This window comes from Pseudomonas sp. (assembly GCF_046581935.1).
Classification (GTDB): Bacteria; Pseudomonadota; Gammaproteobacteria; order Pseudomonadales; family Pseudomonadaceae; genus Aquipseudomonas.
Window position 1 is genome coordinate 45,654 of record NZ_JAYGFK010000027.1, and the last position, 14,585, is coordinate 60,238.

The following is a 14,585-nucleotide window of genomic DNA, read 5'->3' on the forward strand; positions in this document are numbered from 1 at the left end:
GACCTCAGTGGTTAACTGTATGCGCGAGCATCACCGACAGCTGACACAGTGGCCGCCCGCTCTGCTCATGCCACTGATTGAACGCAGCTTGCACGGCGGCCAGCTCCTTCAGGCTGGTCGGGGCCTTGTCGATAATTTTCTGCGCTTTTAGCGCGGCGACCATGTCATCGGTCGGCAAAAACGTATCCTTGCCGACCATGCGCAGAAAACGCGGCGCGGACAACCCGCCGAGCTGGCTGCCGTGCTTGGCCAAGTACTTCCACAGACCGACGATATCGCTCACCGGCCAGTCCGCTATCAGCGCACCGAAGCTGCCCTTGTCCTGGCGCACATCGAGAATGAATTGGGCATTGCGCGGCACGCTTTTGAGCTTGCCCAGGTGGCGAATGATGCGCGCATCCTGCATCAGATTTTCCAGACGCTCAGCGCCCATCAACACCACTTTTTCCGGGTCGAAGCCGAAGAACACCTGCTCAAACGCCGGCCACTTGGCATCCACCAGGCTGTGCTTGAGGCCTGCGCGAAAGACCCGCAGGCTCAAAACCGACAGGTATCGATCATCACTGATCGCGCGCAGTTCGCGAGGGCTAAGCGGCTGCGGCAGGATCGATTCCAGCGCAGCGGCCGAGCCGAAGCGGTTCAAGCAGAATTCGTTAAGCCATTTGTAATCACGCATCGGGACTGCCGGCCTTAGTGGGTTTGCAGTTTGTAGGGAGCGGCGAAGCTGCCGTCGCTAACTCTGATGAACGTACTGCCGTTACCGCCGAGCAACTGGATACGACCACTGAAATGGCCTTTCACGCCCCAATCATCAATCGAGTCGATGGTCAGGCTAAAGGTGTCCTCTTCGGGACGAAAGGCGGACCAAATGGTGGTGCCACGGTTCTTGCCATCGGTGATCTGCTGGATCGCATAACGACTGATCAGCTTGGAACCGGGCAGCACATAGGTACCAGGCACGATCTGCTTGCCGAGACTCCACAATTCGATGTCGTAGCTTTCACTCGAACCGGTGTGGTAACCGCCGACTACCAAGTGTTCACGGCTCTCACCCAGCTGCGCGTTCAGTGGCCCGTTGAACGTCATCGGCTTGCCGTCGAACCTCAGGGTCAAATGCCCCTTTTCAGCAGAGCCGCCGCAGGCAGATAGCAACAGACATACCAGCAGTAACAGCGCAGCGCGCATACGCACCCTCCTCAATAATTCGCGCGAAGCTTACAGATTCATCACGTCGACAAAGCGTGACGTCGCGCTGTCGTCGATTTTCAGGCTCTTGAAGTCAAACAGGTTACGGTCAGCCAGTTGCGATGGCACCACGTTCTGCAGCGCGCGAAACATGATTTCGGTACGCCCCGGCGACTTGCGCTCCCAGTCCTGCAGCATCTCTTTGACCACTTGGCGCTGCAGGTTTTCCTGCGAGCCGCAGAGGTTGCACGGGATGATCGGAAATTCTTTGAGCTGGCTGTAAGCTTCGATATCCGCCTCGTTGCAGTAAGCCAGCGGGCGAATCACCACGTTGCGCCCATCGTCGGCACGCAGTTTGGGCGGCATGGCCTTGAGGGTGCCGCCGTAGAACATATTCAGGAAGAAGGTTTCCAGAATGTCGTCGCGGTGATGCCCGAGGGCCATCTTGGTCGCGCCGATCTCATCAGCGAAGGTGTACAGCGTGCCACGGCGCAGACGCGAGCACAGCGAGCAGGTGGTTTTGCCTTCCGGGATCTTCTCTTTAACGACCGAGTAAGTGTCCTTCTCGACGATGTGATAGGGCACGCCGATGGACTCTAAATATGCCGGCAGCACATGTTCGGGAAAGCCTGGCTGCTTTTGGTCCATGTTTACCGCTACGATCTCGAACTTGATCGGCGCGACCTTCTGCAGGTGCAGCAGCACGTCAAGCATGGTGTAACTGTCTTTACCGCCGGACAGGCAGACCATGACCTTGTCGCCATCTTCAATCATGTTGAAGTCGGCAACGGCTTCGCCGGCCTGGCGACGCAGGCGTTTTTGCAGTTTGTTCTGATTGACCGAGAGGGTGCCCATGGTGCGCTGGAATCCGGAGGGTTACGAAAGTGCGGCATTTTACCCAGAAAGCGTGACGCGCCCTACCCCGCAGTTGCTTAAATGCTAGGCTCGGCCGATGAATGACGATTTAAACCCCGACCTCGATCTGTCCGAACAGCTGCTCCAGTTGCTACGCGCCGCGCCCGCTGGCCTTGGCGAGTACCAATTGATCCAGCAACTAAAAGCACGCCACTGCACGCACATCCCCAACCTGCCACTGACCGACCACCTGGTGCTGTTCCGCACCCATTTCCTGCTGTTCAACGCCCTCTATCGCCTGCGTGAAAAGCTCTGGGCGACGCAAAGCGGTTATCTGCATATCAGCGCGTTAAACATCCAGCTTCTGCCCTACCAGCCTGGCAGTGCGCAGCTGAGCGAACATGACCCACTGCGCGACTACTACCTGGACATGAGCCAGCTACGCGATACCGACGAGCAAGATGTGGCCAAGCTGCTGCACAGCTTCTGGTCACGCATGCAGGGCGGCGAGGAGGAGCAAGCGGCTTTAGAGCTTTTCGAACTCACAGACAGCGAGCAAACGCTCAGCCTGCCGGTCATCAAGCACCGCTACCGACAACTGGTCAGCCTGCATCATCCGGATCGAGGCGGCAGTACAGAGCGCTTGCAGTCGATCAACAAGGCTATGGAAATCCTCGAACGTTATTACGGCCGCTGTTGAGAGTTCGATTTGCTCTAACGTCACGCCGTTGTCATGTTTAATCGCTGCCTATACTGCGACATACGGTCGCATAGGTTCGGCCTCGCACCTGATAACGCTGCACACGCAAATCAGGCGCTGAGCTGGGGGGCGATCGCTATACCAAAAGGAGATCTGACATGATCCATCATGTTTTGGGGCTGTTCACCCATCCCGATCAGGAATGGCAGGAAATCCGTGGCGAAGAAGAATCTATAAGCCACATGTACCTCACCCACGTACTTGTACTAGCGGCGATTCCCGCTGTATCCGCCTATATCGGCACGACCCAGGTTGGCTGGGCCATCGGCGATCGAGCACCGGTGATGCTCACAGAAGCCAGCGCCATGCAAATGACCATCATGACTTACCTGGCCATGCTCGCCGGGATAGCCGTAATGGGAGCGTTCATCCACTGGATGGCACGGACCTACGACGCCAGCCCGAACTTCACCCAGTGCGTAGTATTTGCCGCTTACACCGCTACACCGCTGTTTATCGGCGGGCTCGCAGCGCTTTATCCACACCTCTGGCTGGCCATGGTGGTCGGCACGGCGGCCATCTGCTACACGGTCTACCTGCTCTACGTAGGCATACCAGCCTTTATGGGCATCCCCGAAGATGAAGGCTTTATGTTCTCCAGCTCGGTACTGGCAGTGGGGCTGGTGGTACTGGTTGCGATGATTGCCTGTTCGGTAATTCTTTGGGGCTTTGGGGTCGGCCCGGTATACACCAGCTAGCAGCTCAATGACTGAAAAACCACGAAACCACCAACAGGTGGTTTCGTCGTTTCAGGGCTGCGCAACATCCATGGCTTGGGCATAATCGCCATCCACGTCGCGATAGCCACCTTTTATGCCCGAACACCTCCTGAGCCGCGTAGAGCACTGCTACCAGCAGGCAGAAGCCTTCTTCAAGCAATCCTTTGTCCGTGCCGAAGTGAGTTTCAAGCTGCGTGGACAAAAGGCTGGCGTGGCGCACCTGACGGAAAACAAACTGCGCTTCAACCCACAGTTGTATCGGGAAAACCGCGAAGACTTTCTCAGGCAGACCGTGCCCCACGAAGTCGCACACCTGATCGCTCACCAACTGTTCGGCTTGAAGATCCAGCCCCACGGCGAAGAGTGGCAGCTGATTATGCGCGGCGTGTATGAACTAGCGCCCAACCGCTGCCACAGCTATGCCGTGCAGCGGCGCGCGGTAAGCCGCTATATCTATCGCTGCAGTTGCCCGCAAGGCGAATTCCCCTTCTCTGCCCAGCGTCACGCCTTGGTCAGCAAAGGCCGGCGCTACTACTGCCGGCGCTGCAAAGTGACGTTGAGCTACACCGGCGAACAGCGCATCGAATAACCCGTCACAGCAGTTCAAGCAGCTATAAAGACGTTATTAACCGCCACCGCAGCTCAAGGTGGGCACTTAGAGCACGTAACGCAACACAGCGACAAAATGCATCAAGCTGCCGCCCATCACGAACAGGTGCCAGATGCCATGCCAGTGACGGAAGCGGCTGTCATAGGCGAAAAAGATAATCCCCACCGTGTACAACACCCCGCCACCCGCCAGCCAAATAAACCCTGCCGTACCCAACGCTGCAAGCAGCGGTTTGACGGCTACCAGGACAATCCAGCCCATCACCGCGTAGAGCACAATCGACAACACCCGCGCCTCGGAGCGTGGTTTGATCTCTTGCAGCATGCCCAGCACCGCTAACGTCCAAACGATGCCAAACAGCGTCCAGCCCCACGCGCCATAGAGCGTTACCAGACAAAACGGCGTGTAACTTCCAGCAATCAGCAGGTAGATCGACAAATGATCAAGCTTGCGCATCACCACTTTCGCCCGTCCCTGAACGCTGTGGTAAAGCGTGGAGATGCTGTAGAGCAACACCAGCGTCAGCCCATAGATCGCCACACTGATGATTTTGCGTAAATCGCCATCCAGGCTTGCCAGCACCAGCAACCAAACGGCCCCCATGCAGGCCAAAATTGCCCCGACCAGATGGGTCCAGGCGTTAAAGCGTTCACCGTGATACATGTTGTGTTCCCGAACGAGCTACCAGGCTTATGCCGGAAAATTCAGCATTTGACGAGCACACATTGCAGCAAACTAAACACTCAACGCGCAATCAACGCCGTTCAAGCGACCACCTTAGCGTCCTTGAGCTGAGCGATCTGCTCGCTGCTGTAGCCCAATTCGAGCAAAACCTCCTCGGTGTGCGCGCCCAGTGCTGCGCCGATATGCCGGGGCGCAGGTAAACCGCTGGAGAATTTGATGGGGCAGGCGATTTGTGATTGCGCGGAATTGCCTGCACGCGGCACCTCAGCGACCAAGCCACGAGCCTTGATCTGCGGATGTTCGACCGCTTCGCCGAGGTTGAGCATCGGCTCCACGCAAGCATCCAGCTCGGCAAACGCTTGGCTCCACTCAGCAAAGTCGCGTTTTTCAAACTCGATTTCGATTTCGCGTTTAAGCGCTTGCTGATCCTCCGGCTTCTGCGACAAGCCGCGCGACGCCAGCTCAGGGCGACCGATAGCCGCGCAGAATTGCTGCATAAATTGCGGTTCCAGGCTGCCAACTGAAAACCAGCGACCGTCACGGGTGCGGTAATAGTCGTAAAAGCTACCGCCATTTAGCGCCTGGTTCTCCATCGCGGGCTCCACGCCTGCGGCCAGATACCCCGCGCCAGCCATGCCGTGCAGGCTAAAAGCGCAGTCAGTCATGCTGATATCCACATGCTGGCCTTGCCCGGTCACCTGACGCTGGATCACTGCAGCCAACAAACCAATCACCCCATGCAGCGAGCCGCCAGCAATATCCGCCGCCTGAATGCCTAACGGCAACGGCCCGCTGTCGCACCGACCGGTGTAACTGGCAATACCAGCCAGAGCGAGATAGTTGATGTCATGCCCGGCGCGATCCTTGTACGGGCCGCTCTGGCCGTAGCCCGTGATCGACACATAAATCAGGCGCGGATTGATCGCCTTCAGCGCCGCATAACCAACGCCGAGTTTATCCATCACGCCTGGGCGAAACTGCTCAAGCACGATGTCGTACTCCCCCACCAGCTGCTTGACCATCTCCACCGCCTCGGGCTTTTTCAGGTCTAGGGCGATGCAGCGCTTGTTACGATTGAGATAGGCATGGCTGGCCGATACGCCGCCGTCATGCGGCGGGAGAACACGCACCAGGTCCATGCGCGAAGGCGACTCAACCCGTAGCACCTCGGCGCCCATATCCGCCATCAGCAAAGAGGCAAATGGCCCCGGTAGCAGGGTGGAGAAATCCAGCACTTTCAGCGAAGACAACGGGCCTGACATAACCGCTCCTTGGGTGTTTTTAATGCTGAGATATATCGCTGCGCTCAACCAAAACCGCGCGTTAAAGCTTCATGCCGCGACTGATGATCTCTTTCATGATCTCCGAGGTGCCGGCGAAGATGCGCTGAATGCGTGCGTTCGCGTACATCTTGCAGATCGGGTACTCCCACATATAACCCCAGCCACCGTGCAGTTGCACCCCTTCATCGACCACTTTGCCCAGCAGTTCGGTAGTAAACAGCTTGGCTTCGGCGGCCACTTCCGGGGTGAGCTTTTTTTCGTTGTGATCCGTCACGCAGCGGTCGACGAACACCTGGGCAACGTCGATCTGCGTGCGCATTTCCGCCAGTTTGAAGCGGGTATTCTGGAAGTGCGAAATCGGCCGATCGAAGGCCTTGCGCTCACGCACATAATCGATAGTCACTTGCAGCGCCGCCTCGGCCGCCGCCACCGCGCCGCAGGCGTTGGTCAGACGCTCCTGGGTGAGCATGTTCATCAGGTAGAAGAAGCCGGCTTTGGCGTCACCCAGCAGGTTGGTCTTGGGCACTTTGACGTTATTGAAGAACAGCTCGGCGGTGTCCTGGCTCTTCATACCAAGTTTTTCCAGCTTCTTGCCACGCTCGAAACCTTCCATGCCGCGCTCGACCAGAAACAAACCCATGGCGTGCTTATTCGCCGGATCAGTCTTCGCTGCCACGATCACCACATCGGCAAGCAGGCCATTGGAAATAAACACCTTGGAGCCGTTGAGCACGTAGTGATCACCCTGCTCCACCGCGCTGGTGCGCATACCAGCCAGGTCGGAACCAGCGCTCGGCTCGGTCATTGCAACCGCCAAAATCAAATCGCCGCTGATGATGCCCGGCATAAAACGCGCCTTTTGCTCGGTGCTGCCATACTCGGCGATATACGGACCACACAGCGCCGAGTGCAGCGGTAGCATAAAACCCGGTTCGTTAATCTTGGCCAGCTCCTCGCACATGATCTGTTCATAGCGAAAATCCTTGAGCCCGGAGCCGCCATACTGCTCATCCGCCCAGGGCAACAGAAAGCCCATTTCGCCGGCCTTCTTCCACACCTCACGGCTAACCACGCCAGCGGCTTCCCACTCATCCTGATGTGGCACCACTTCCTTCTTCAGAAAGGCGGCGAACGCGTCGCGGAACAGATTGTGCTCGGTGTCGAAAATAGTGCGCTGCATGCGGAGTTGCTCCCTGAGCTGAAGTCGTGACGCAGGTTAGGCCGCGCTTGCCCAACGCCTCAATGACCCATGTGCTCAGCCTGGATTGACCCAAACGGTCATAGCCGCAATAGCGCTCAAGCGAATGCTGCAGACGAAAAAAAGCCCGCCAATAAGGCGGGCTGTTCAGCAACCACACAAATACGTCAGCTCAGCTCGGTCTTGGCCGCCAGTGGCACTGGCTGCGCCTTACCATCGCTGGCCAGCTCACGCTGCAGGGTTTCTTCATCCAACTCCTTGACCCACTTGGCCACCACGATAGTCGCCACACCATTACCGATCAGGTTGGTCAACGCGCGAGCTTCGGACATAAAGCGGTCGATGCCCAGAATCAGCGCTAGACCAGCAACCGGCAAGTGGCCAACAGCCGACAGCGTTGCCGCCAACACGATAAAGCCGCTACCGGTCACCCCGGCCGCACCTTTGGAAGCCACCAGCAACACCAACAACAGGGTGATCTGATGAGTCAGGTCCATCGGCGTATCGGTGGCCTGAGCGATAAATACCGCCGCCATGGTCAGGTAGATCGAGGTGCCATCCAAGTTGAAGGAGTAGCCCGTCGGAATCACCAGGCCCACCACCGACTTCTTCGCGCCCAGCTTCTCCATTTTGGTCAGCATGCGCGGCAATACCGACTCAGACGACGAGGTGCCCAGCACAATCATCAACTCTTCGCGAATGTAGCTGATAAAGCGCAGGATGCTAAAGCCATGACTGCGTGCGATACCGCCCAGCACCACGAGGATGAAGAATACGCAGGTGATATAGAAGCAGATCATCAACTGCCCCAACTGCACCAACGACCCCACGCCGTATTGGCCGATGGTGAAGGCCATGGCACCAAAAGCACCGATGGGCGCGAGCTTCATGATCATGTTGATGATGCCGAACATCACCTGAGCAATACGCTCGATAAACTCCAACACCGGCCGGCCAAACTCACCCATGCGCTGCAGCGCAAAAGCAAAAAGCACCGAGAAGAACAGCACCTGCAAAATATCGCCATTGGCGAATGCACCCACGACGGTGCTTGGAATCACGTTAAGCAGAAAACCGATAGTCGTCTGCTGCGCACCTGCAGAGGTATACGCGGCAATGCTGCTGGCATCCAACGTGCTTGGGTCGATATGCATGCCAGCACCCGGCTGGGCCAGGTTGACCACAATCAGGCCAATTACCAAGGCAATGCTGGAAACAATTTCGAAGTACAGCAGCGCCAAACCACCGGTCTTGCCGACGGCCTTCATGTCCTGCATCCCTGCAATGCCACTGACCACGGTGCAGAAGATGATCGGAGCAATCACCATCTTGATCAGTTTGACGAAACCATCGCCGAGCGGCTTAAGCGCCACGCCGGTTTCCGGGTAAAAATGGCCGAGCAAGATGCCGACGGTGATGGCAAAAATTACCTGCACATAGAGCATCTTGTAGAACGGTTGACGTGGCGCAGCAAGCGGCGTATCGGTCATGGCAGAGGTCCTAAGCGATGCTACGCGGCATCGTCCATCGACACCGGCAACACCCGAATAAACGCTATCCCCTTAGCTATGGGGGTTTGTTATAGGCGCGCACAGCGCAACCTTGCCCGGGCTATAGCAAGCTCCTTGCCACTTTAATAATTACGCTTAAACCCCTATAAATCAGTGATTTATAGCCATATTAATGGCTAGCGACTGGCTAATCTGGCGGATTCCCGCACGGCCATCACCCTGGCGCTGGCGGATATCCCGCGTTCAACAACCGCACCAGCCCGCAATGGCTAGACCAGCACAACTTGTTGCACAGCCCAACAGGTGGCTAAGATCGACGCGCCTTCATCGACGAGCGACCCCCATGCGCGAACGCACCATCGCCAGCCACTTTGTCCGCGCCGCCTTGCGCGGGGCCGAGCGCCAAGGCCACGACTGCACGCCGCTGCTGCGCCAATTGGGTATCCAACCAGCCTTGCTTGATGAACCACGCGCACGCATCGCCCCCGAGCAATTCGCTCGCCTGGTACAGCTGCTGTGGGAAAGCCTCGACGACGAATACCTTGGCTTTGGCCGCCTGCGTAGTAAGCGCGGCACCTTTGCCATGATGTGTTACGCCATCATCCACTGCCATTCGCTGGAAAAAGCCCTGGGCCGAGGCACACTGTTCTACAGCTTGTTTCCCGAAGCACCGACCATCAGTATTCAGCGCGAAGGCGACTGGGCGCGGCTAAGCGTGGACGACTCAAGCCTCTGCGATCCCGACCATTTCCTACTGGAAAGCCTGCTGGTCATCTGGCATCGCCTCGGCAGCTGGCTAATCGGCCAGCGCATCCGCCTCGAAGAAGCCACCTTCACCTACAGCCAACCCGCCCACGCCAGCGAATATGAATTGCTGTTCCCCTGCGCCCGACGCTTCTCGGCTGGGTGCACCAGCCTGCTGTTCCAGGCCCGCTACCTGGCCATGCCACTGCTGCAGGACGAACGCACCCTCAAGCAATTCCTCCAACACTCCCCCGCCGACCTGCTGGCCCGCCCGGACGGCGGCGACAGCCTGATCAGCCAAATCCGCCGCCTGCTCGGCCGTGACTGCAGCAACTGGCCAGACCTGGATGCCGTAGCGCAACACCTGCACATCAGCCCACAAACCCTGCGCCGGCATTTGCGCGAAGAAGGCTCCAGCTTTCAAGAACTCAAAGACCACCTGCGTCGCGACCTGGCCATCTACCACCTGGGCCGCGACGACCTGGCGATTCAGGACATTGCCGAACAACTGGGCTTCTCCGAACCCTCAGCGTTTCATCGAGCCTTTAAGAAATGGACAGGGCTAACGCCCGGAGCTTATCGAGCGCAGGAAGTATGACTAGGGCTCAGTCGACGATCGAAAATACCAACGCCGAAAAAGCGCCCTCATTAGGTTTTCTCGCCCTAATGGAGAATGGAATTGCCCGGAGATCACCCAATGTTTGATACCGCATCGCTACTTCTCGGCCTCGTATTTAGCTCAATTGGGCTTGGCTACTTTATGTACGGAAAGAAGCAAGAGAATGTTGTGGCGAAGTACAGTGGTATCGCCTTAATGGTGTATCCCTACTTTATCGAGAACAAATACGCGGTACTGGCAATTGGTGTTGTATTGCTGGCGCTGCCCAAAATAATCAGACGCTAGCCGGCTATGGCTCCCTCCTCACGCTCGCTTGGTTGCCCTGGAATAACCTATGCACAATTCTGCTATGCCAGACACCAAACAAAACGCTCTTAGCCTGCGACTGAATGCCGGCATTGTTGAAATCCCACTGCATTACATGAGAGGCGGCACCTCAACGGGCGTGGTGATTTGGCAAGCGCTGTTACCTCACGCGGAGCATCTTCGCGCCGAATTACTACGCCACTTGATGGGCGTTCCGCTGTCGGGTCATCAGCCGGGTAATCGTCAGATCAGCGGCCTTGGCCGTGGTCCTGCCACCAGTAATAAAGTGTTTTTGGCGCACGTTGAAGAGACGCCGACAGGTCGCCAGATTGTGAGCACGCTCGCCCAACTGGCCAGTGATCACAGCGATATAGATTGGAGCGTAAATTGCGGGAATATGTCGTCTGCATTGCCACTTTGGGGCATCGATACGGGCTTGATCGAAACACCCGCCAGCGGCACCTGCGAAATAAAAATAAAGAACACCAATACCGGCGTAGTGACGATCGCCCGGATGTTGCGCGATGAACGTGGTCGGTTTGTAGACGCCGAAATTCCTGGGGTTAATGGCGCTTTCCCGCGCGTTGACTTATTTCTGCAATCCCCTGTAGGGAATAAGACTGGCGCGCTGTTGCCAACAGGCTTGGCGCTGGAGAGCATCGCCGCCGGGCACGACGTCTCCTGTATCGATGTCGCGGTACCCATGGTGATTGCTGATGCAGCCAGCTTTGGCAAAACGGCCCACGAGCCAATAGCCGAGCTAGAGGCAGACCCGATATTTATGGCGCAGCTCAGGCACGTGTGGATTGAGGCGGGGCTGAAAATGCGGCTTCGCCGCCGTGATGGTGAGCTTATGACCCGCGCAGACCTGGAACGAAGCGAAACCATGCCCAAGGTGTGTATCGTTGGCACCCCGCGCCATGGCGGCAACATTGCCGTGCGCTATTTCACCCCACAAACCGGCCATGCTTCGATGGCGGTGTCCGGCGGTTGCTGCCTAGCGGCGGCGTGCCTGCTGCCGGGAACCACGGCACACAATGTGGCAAGAGGCATTGCCAAACCGACGTCTGTGTTTGCAGATATCGAGGTGAGCATTGAAAACCCGGCAGGCAAGCTGGACACAACAATCAGTGCAAAATTTGGCGGTAGCGAACTTGAGATTCAAGCCGCAGCCTATCGGCGCAGTGCGCAAATTTTGATGCGTGGTTATGTGCCGCTGTATAGAGCGTCGAACGAGCTGGTGGATGCCCTGTGCCAGCAGCTCTAAACAGCGCCCCCCTCCTCCAGCTCTGCATCTGGCGAATAAGAGCTGAAGAGAGCGGCCAATTTACGTATGTAGCTTCCGGCGTGTGTGTAACTACATCATGCTTACTTCAATTGATTGGCAAACCGCTCAACAGCCGCCACCACTTGTCTGGCACCATCTTGAATCTCAACAATCACCGCGCCTGCTTCATTGGCAAGCTGCAAGCCTTGTTCAGCCTGGCCGCGGCTGCTAGCCATGTCGCGCACAGTTTCATCAACCAGTGCCTGGTTCTGCTGCACCACACTGACGATTTCTTCGGTCGCAGTGCTGGTGCGGCCAGCCAGTTGCCGAACCTCATCAGCCACCACCGCAAATCCCCGCCCTTGCTCGCCCGCCCGCGCGGCTTCGATAGCGGCGTTCAGCGCCAGCAGATTGGTCTGCTGGGCGATCCCGCCGATGGTTTGCACAATGGAGCTGATAAGCAGCGATTGCTTGCCCAGCGCCTCGATACCTGTCGAGGCTGACTGCATCTCTTCAGAAATCTTGCGCATGGTCAGAACAGTGTCCTGCACCACGGCTGCGCCACGCTGAGCGCTGAGATCGGTTTGCTGTGAAATCTCGAAGGCAACGCTCGCGGCCTGACTGACTTCAGCCTCGCGTTCAACCTGCTCGGTAACCAGTGTGGCGAATTTAACCACCTTATAAAGCTTATCTTGAGCATCACGCACCGGGTTGTAGGTTGCCTCCAACCACACCACCCTACCGCCACTATCGATACGCTTGAAGCGACTGGCGATAAACTCACCGCGGTTGAGCCTCTCCCAAAACGCCTTGTACTCCGAAGAAGCTTCATGCGGCTCGCAGAACATACTGTGGTGTTTACCCTTGATCTGCCCGAGGCTGTAACCCATACCGCGCAGGAACTGCTCATTGGCGGTGAGTACATGCCCGCCCAAATCGAATTCGATTACCGCCGTAGAGCGCAACAACGCCTGAATAAATGCAGCGTTTTCAGCGGCGACATCGACAGCCTCGGTAATATCCGTGCCGTAGCATTGGATGCTGAAAAGCTTGCCACTTTCATCACGCAGTGGCTGCCACATGGCGCGCATCCACGCCAGCTTGCCGTCCGCCTTTATGAATCGGTATTTATCAATGACTGACTCGCCTTTTTGCACCGCATTTCTGAGGTTGCGGTAGCAGTCGAGTTGCTTGACGTACTCCGGGACCAGTTGATCCATGCCACGCCCCTCAAGCTGCTGCGCCGTATAACCCAGCATTCGGGCAAAATTATCGTTAACCTGTTTAATGCTGAAATTGGCATACAGCGTTACGGATACCATGCGTGCGTCCATCCCGTTTTGCATCTGCCGGCAGATCGCCAGCTCGGCCTGTAATGCCTGTATTTCATTTTTCAGACGCGTATTAAACATGACAGCACCGAAACGAATAGAGATGGTCTTAGTATCGGCACAGACACCGTTGGCGTTAGGCCTATACGCATGAAATGCGATTTATTTTTGTCACATTTTTGGGAACGAAATAAGACGTAATAATTGAGAATTGCGGCGACTATTCTTGCCGATATCCGGGGAGGTTAACGCAAGTCATGCACGTCACTTTTTACCCCCTCACAACCTGCGTGCGCTGACTCCAGCGGCGACGAACAAAGCGGCCAATACGGCCAGCATCGGCAACCAGCCAGCATGCTCCCAGATGTACCCTGCACTGTAACCAATCACACTGGAACCCAGGTAGTACGCGCACAGGTACAACGCCGACGCTTGCGCCTTTGCCACTGGAGCGCGCTGCCCTACCTGCCCACTGGCGACCGCATGGGCAGCAAAGAAGCCGAGGGTGAACAAGGCCAGGCCGACTACGGCAGCGCTCAGCCAGGGCGTGGCACAGAACGCCACACCTAACAACATGATACCGATGCCACCCAGTAGCACGCGACGCGCACCAAGCCGTGGCACCAGCCGCCCCGCCCAGCCCGCGCTGAAAATCCCCACCAGATAGACCGTAAACAGCAGGCCAATCAGGCTGGACGACAGGTTGAACGGCGCGGCCGCCAAACGGAAGCCAACATAGTTGAACAAAGCGACGAAACCGCCCATCAACAGAAACGCCAGCAGAAACAACCGTCGCAGCTGGCCGTTAGCCAAGTGCACGGCAAAGTTGCGCAGCAAACCGCGCAGCGAAAGCGATTGCGCTTGAAAATGCCGCGACGGTGGCAATAACCAAATAAACAACACCAAGGCTAATAGCCCCATCCCGGCAATACCTGCCAAGGCCAACGGCCAGCCACCCAGATCACTGAGCAAACCAGCCAGCAAACGCCCAAGCAAACCACCTAAGGCGGTCCCGCCGATATACAGCCCCATCGCAGCCGGCAGCGCCTCGGGGTCAAATTCCTCGCCGACATAGGCCATGGCCAAGGCAGGCAATCCGCTCAGAGCCAGGCCGAGCAAAGCACGCAACCAGAGCAGGTGATCCCAGCTATCAACCAACGCGCAGGCAATTCCCAGAAGCGATGCCAACCCCAGAGCGGCGGCCATCACTGGCTTGCGTCCCCAGCTTTCCGCCAGTGCGCCGGACACCAGCAGGCAGACCGCCAAACTCAAAGTCGTCAGTGATAACGCCAGGCTGCTAGTCGCCGCTGACACGGCAAAATGTGCGGCCAATAGCGGTAACAGCGGCTGCACACAGTAGAGCAAGGCAAAGGTGGCAAAACCGGCACAGAACAGCGCCAGAGTGGCACGCCGGTAAGCGGCAGTGCCGCGCATCAGGTGCGCAGATGAATCAGTAACAGGCATTGGCAGGCTCACAAAACGGCTCTAAATCGGCCATTTGGCAGGTTAGCAT

15 protein-coding genes and 1 pseudogene are annotated in these 14,585 nt (G+C 57.3%); 6 read left to right on the forward strand and 10 right to left on the reverse strand.

The features are described 5' to 3' along the window. Window positions 1-4: 4 nt before the first annotated feature. From VCA57_RS21705 to ttcA, 3 genes are read right to left on the reverse strand one after another with little or no spacing between them, the layout of a single operon-like run. Window positions 5-676, reverse strand: coding sequence for a DNA-3-methyladenine glycosylase I (locus VCA57_RS21705; RefSeq protein WP_411187541.1), 672 nt, complete (start codon window positions 674-676; stop codon window positions 5-7). 14 nt (window positions 677-690) lie between these two features. Further along, window positions 691-1,185 carry a hypothetical protein gene (locus tag VCA57_RS21710; protein ID WP_411187543.1) on the reverse strand — a complete coding sequence of 165 codons (495 nt, stop codon included), beginning with the start codon at window positions 1,183-1,185 and terminating at the stop codon, window positions 691-693. A 30-nt stretch (window positions 1,186-1,215) separates the two neighbouring features. Next, window positions 1,216-2,040 carry a tRNA 2-thiocytidine(32) synthetase TtcA gene (gene ttcA, locus VCA57_RS21715; protein ID WP_411187545.1) on the reverse strand — a complete coding sequence of 275 codons (825 nt, stop codon included), beginning with the start codon at window positions 2,038-2,040 and terminating at the stop codon, window positions 1,216-1,218. 97 nt (window positions 2,041-2,137) lie between these two features. Between ttcA and VCA57_RS21720 the strand changes: the two genes are divergently transcribed. The 3 genes from VCA57_RS21720 (at window position 2,138) to VCA57_RS21730 (ending at window position 4,108) form a co-directional block, all read left to right on the forward strand. After that, complete coding sequence (locus VCA57_RS21720; protein ID WP_411187547.1) at window positions 2,138-2,740, forward strand: DNA-J related domain-containing protein; 603 nt, start codon at window positions 2,138-2,140, stop codon at window positions 2,738-2,740. A 158-nt stretch (window positions 2,741-2,898) separates the two neighbouring features. Further along, a complete protein-coding gene (locus VCA57_RS21725) occupies window positions 2,899-3,498 on the forward strand; it encodes a Yip1 family protein (protein WP_411187549.1) in 600 nt (199 codons plus the stop codon). 115 nt (window positions 3,499-3,613) lie between these two features. Continuing rightward, window positions 3,614-4,108: a SprT family zinc-dependent metalloprotease gene (locus tag VCA57_RS21730; protein ID WP_411187551.1), complete on the forward strand. Its 495-nt coding sequence runs from the start codon at window positions 3,614-3,616 to the stop codon at window positions 4,106-4,108. A gap of 66 nt (window positions 4,109-4,174) precedes the next feature. Here the strand turns inward: VCA57_RS21730 and trhA are convergent, their stop codons facing one another. From trhA to VCA57_RS21750, 4 genes are all read right to left on the reverse strand, one after another. Beyond that, the gene (gene trhA, locus VCA57_RS21735) at window positions 4,175-4,792 is read right to left on the reverse strand and encodes a PAQR family membrane homeostasis protein TrhA (RefSeq protein WP_411187553.1); all 618 of its coding nucleotides are present in this window, start codon (window positions 4,790-4,792) and stop codon (window positions 4,175-4,177) included. 101 nt (window positions 4,793-4,893) lie between these two features. Then, window positions 4,894-6,075, reverse strand: coding sequence for a CaiB/BaiF CoA transferase family protein (locus VCA57_RS21740; protein WP_411187555.1), 1,182 nt, complete (start codon window positions 6,073-6,075; stop codon window positions 4,894-4,896). Window positions 6,076-6,136: 61 nt separating this feature from the next. Further along, window positions 6,137-7,276 carry an acyl-CoA dehydrogenase family protein gene (locus VCA57_RS21745; protein WP_411187557.1) on the reverse strand — a complete coding sequence of 380 codons (1,140 nt, stop codon included), beginning with the start codon at window positions 7,274-7,276 and terminating at the stop codon, window positions 6,137-6,139. A 185-nt stretch (window positions 7,277-7,461) separates the two neighbouring features. Next, a complete protein-coding gene (locus VCA57_RS21750; RefSeq protein WP_411187559.1) occupies window positions 7,462-8,784 on the reverse strand; it encodes a dicarboxylate/amino acid:cation symporter in 1,323 nt (440 codons plus the stop codon). 364 nt (window positions 8,785-9,148) lie between these two features. On the opposite strand from VCA57_RS21750, the gene VCA57_RS21755 reads away from it, so the two are divergent. The 3 genes from VCA57_RS21755 (at window position 9,149) to VCA57_RS21765 (ending at window position 11,741) form a co-directional block, all read left to right on the forward strand. Further along, the gene (locus VCA57_RS21755; protein ID WP_411187561.1) at window positions 9,149-10,147 is read left to right on the forward strand and encodes an AraC family transcriptional regulator; all 999 of its coding nucleotides are present in this window, start codon (window positions 9,149-9,151) and stop codon (window positions 10,145-10,147) included. A gap of 99 nt (window positions 10,148-10,246) precedes the next feature. Continuing rightward, window positions 10,247-10,453: a hypothetical protein gene (locus VCA57_RS21760; protein ID WP_411187563.1), complete on the forward strand. Its 207-nt coding sequence runs from the start codon at window positions 10,247-10,249 to the stop codon at window positions 10,451-10,453. A gap of 64 nt (window positions 10,454-10,517) precedes the next feature. Next, window positions 10,518-11,741, forward strand: a complete 1,224-nt coding sequence (locus VCA57_RS21765) for a PrpF domain-containing protein (RefSeq protein WP_411187804.1) — start codon at window positions 10,518-10,520, stop codon at window positions 11,739-11,741. 101 nt (window positions 11,742-11,842) lie between these two features. Here VCA57_RS21765 and VCA57_RS21770 read toward each other — a convergent pair whose 3' ends face one another. The 3 genes and pseudogenes from VCA57_RS21770 to VCA57_RS21780 form a co-directional block, all read right to left on the reverse strand. Next, window positions 11,843-12,295 carry a methyl-accepting chemotaxis protein gene (locus VCA57_RS21770; protein WP_411187806.1) on the reverse strand — a complete coding sequence of 151 codons (453 nt, stop codon included), beginning with the start codon at window positions 12,293-12,295 and terminating at the stop codon, window positions 11,843-11,845. Window positions 12,296-12,379: 84 nt separating this feature from the next. Then, a pseudogene (locus VCA57_RS21775) lies at window positions 12,380-13,153 on the reverse strand (PAS domain-containing protein); the annotation flags it as partial. A 198-nt stretch (window positions 13,154-13,351) separates the two neighbouring features. Further along, the gene (locus tag VCA57_RS21780) at window positions 13,352-14,536 is read right to left on the reverse strand and encodes an MFS transporter (RefSeq protein WP_411187565.1); all 1,185 of its coding nucleotides are present in this window, start codon (window positions 14,534-14,536) and stop codon (window positions 13,352-13,354) included. Between the last annotated feature and the right edge of the window lie 49 nt (window positions 14,537-14,585).